Below are 2047 nucleotides of genomic sequence, written 5' to 3' on the forward strand. Positions count from 1 at the left end.
CAAAGGTTGGGTGTGTTTGTGGATCGTCAGTCACGCATCGATTGCTTTACCGTTCAGCGGAATTTACAACAAAAACCAGGATGATGTTGTGTTAAAACCTTTTTGTTTTGTCGCTATGAGCACGCTTGCTCTGGCCGGGTGTACAACAAAGGTTGGGTGTGTTTGTGGATCGTCAGTCACGCATCGATTGCTTTACCGTTCAGCGGAATTTACAACAAAAACCAGGATGATGTTGTGTTAAAACCTTTTTGTTTTGTCGCTATGAGCACGCTTGCTCTGGCCGGGTGTACAATGCCGGGATCTCACTTTGATCCAAGCGATAAAAATATCGTGGGCCAGCCTGCAGGTGATCTCTCGCAGCAGGTCAATATTCACCCGCTCACTCCCTCTTATATCAAACAGTTAWACCGTCAGCGTGGGCGGACTTTGGCGCAGGTGAATCCTGAACTCGATCAGAAAATACAAAACTACGAGTATCGCATCGGTCCGGGGGATGTGCTTAACGTCACTATCTGGGATCACCCTGAACTGACCATTCCGGCGGGATCGTACCGTAGCTCTGCTGAAGCAGGCAACTGGGTGCACAATGACGGCACCATTTTTTATCCTTACATTGGCCAAGTACATGTTGCGGGTAAAACGGTACAAGAAGTGCGTGATGATATTGCTAAGCGCCTCGCCACGTATATTGAAAAGCCCCAAGTTGATGTCAATGTCGCCGCCTTTCGCTCGCAAAAATCGTATATTACGGGTGAAGTGAAAAAGCCGGGTTATCARCCGATCACCAATATTCCYACCACTATTTTAGATGCGGTGAATCACGCCGGCGGGATCACTGAGTTTGCCGATTGGCGCAATGTGACCTTAACCAAGCGCGGCGAAGAACAAAGYATGTCGTTGTACGCGCTGATGCAAAAGGGCGATTTAACCCAAAATCGTTTGTTGCAGGATGGCGATATTCTTCATGTGCCCCGCAATGATGGCCAAAAAGTGTTTGTGTTGGGRGAAGTRAATGATCCCAAAATGCTGAAAATCGATCGCGTGGGCATGAGTTTAACCGAAGCGTTGAGCTCGGTCGGKGGCATTGATGAGCTAGAAGCTGACGCAACCGGGGTGTTTGTGATTCGCAGCACCGCTAAACAGGTRCCGGACAGCCCRCGTTATGAAAAATCCGAACCTGTCGCGGATGTTTATCAGTTRAAYGTSMAAGAYGCYACYGCRYTKGCKGTKGGCACWGAGTTTGATCTGCAACCGTACGATGTGGTGTATGTGACCGCCGCGCCKATTGCCCGCTGGAACCGTGTTGTGCGTTCATTGTTGCCAACCATTTCTGGCTTTAATGAGTTAACTGAAGGTGCCCTTCGAATTGAAACGTGGCCACGATAATGGGTAACGCCTATGTTTGATAATATTTTGGTTGTTTGTGTTGGCAATATCTGTCGCTCCCCAACSGGTGAGCGGCTGCTGCGCGCGGCATTACCCGATAAAAATATTGCGTCAGCSGGTATMGGTGCYTTGGTGGGGAAACCAGCGAAYGAGCGTGCGTTGCGTGTGGCCGCGGATCATGGCGTTGATTTATCGGGCCATGAGGCGCGCCAGCTGACTGCATCGATGTGCCGTGATCATGATTTGATCTTGGTMATGGAAGCGGGGCACAAAGATGAAGTATGCCGYATTGCGCCCGAAGCTCGCGGGAAAACCATGCTATTTGGCCATTAYTTGTCGGCACATAAAGAGATTCCCGAYCCTTATCGTCAAAGCGATGAGGCGTTTGAACATGCGTATGATTTAATCGCACAAGCCRCACAAAAATGGTGCAGTGTATTGCGATAAAYGGGCCCGTGGTATCTAGCCATGGTCATCATTGGACAGTGAGAGCCTGATTGGACCCAAGAGTAGRATAATGACCCAACAAACACATAGTACGTCATCGGTGAGTAACGATGACGAGATTGATCTGAGTAAAYTGCTTGGCCATTTAGTTGATGGTAAGTGGTGGATTATTGGTTTTACAGCGTTATTTGCTGCCATGGGTGTTGCCTTTGCG

At 49.1% G+C, this 2047-nt stretch carries 4 protein-coding genes; all 4 read left to right on the plus strand.

Features of this window, described 5'->3' with window-relative positions; all coding sequences use genetic code 11:
- A partial coding sequence (locus BZG77_RS15000; protein ID WP_206744360.1) for a hypothetical protein occupies positions 1-241 on the plus strand: 241 nt, incomplete at its 5' end.
- Positions 235-1386, plus strand: coding sequence for a polysaccharide export protein (locus BZG77_RS14490; protein WP_077647748.1), 1152 nt, complete (start codon positions 235-237; stop codon positions 1384-1386). The genes BZG77_RS15000 and BZG77_RS14490, both read left to right, overlap by 7 nt.
- A gap of 12 nt (positions 1387-1398) precedes the next feature.
- Positions 1399-1833, plus strand: a complete 435-nt coding sequence (locus tag BZG77_RS14495) for a low molecular weight protein-tyrosine-phosphatase (RefSeq protein ID WP_077647747.1) — start codon at positions 1399-1401, stop codon at positions 1831-1833.
- Positions 1834-1903: 70 nt separating this feature from the next.
- Positions 1904-2047, plus strand: a 144-nt coding sequence (locus BZG77_RS14500; RefSeq protein ID WP_131826171.1) for a Wzz/FepE/Etk N-terminal domain-containing protein, incomplete at its 3' end; no start/stop codon positions are given.

This window comes from Salinivibrio sp. IB643, assembly GCF_001996105.1.
Taxonomy (GTDB): Bacteria; Pseudomonadota; Gammaproteobacteria; order Enterobacterales; family Vibrionaceae; genus Salinivibrio; species Salinivibrio costicola.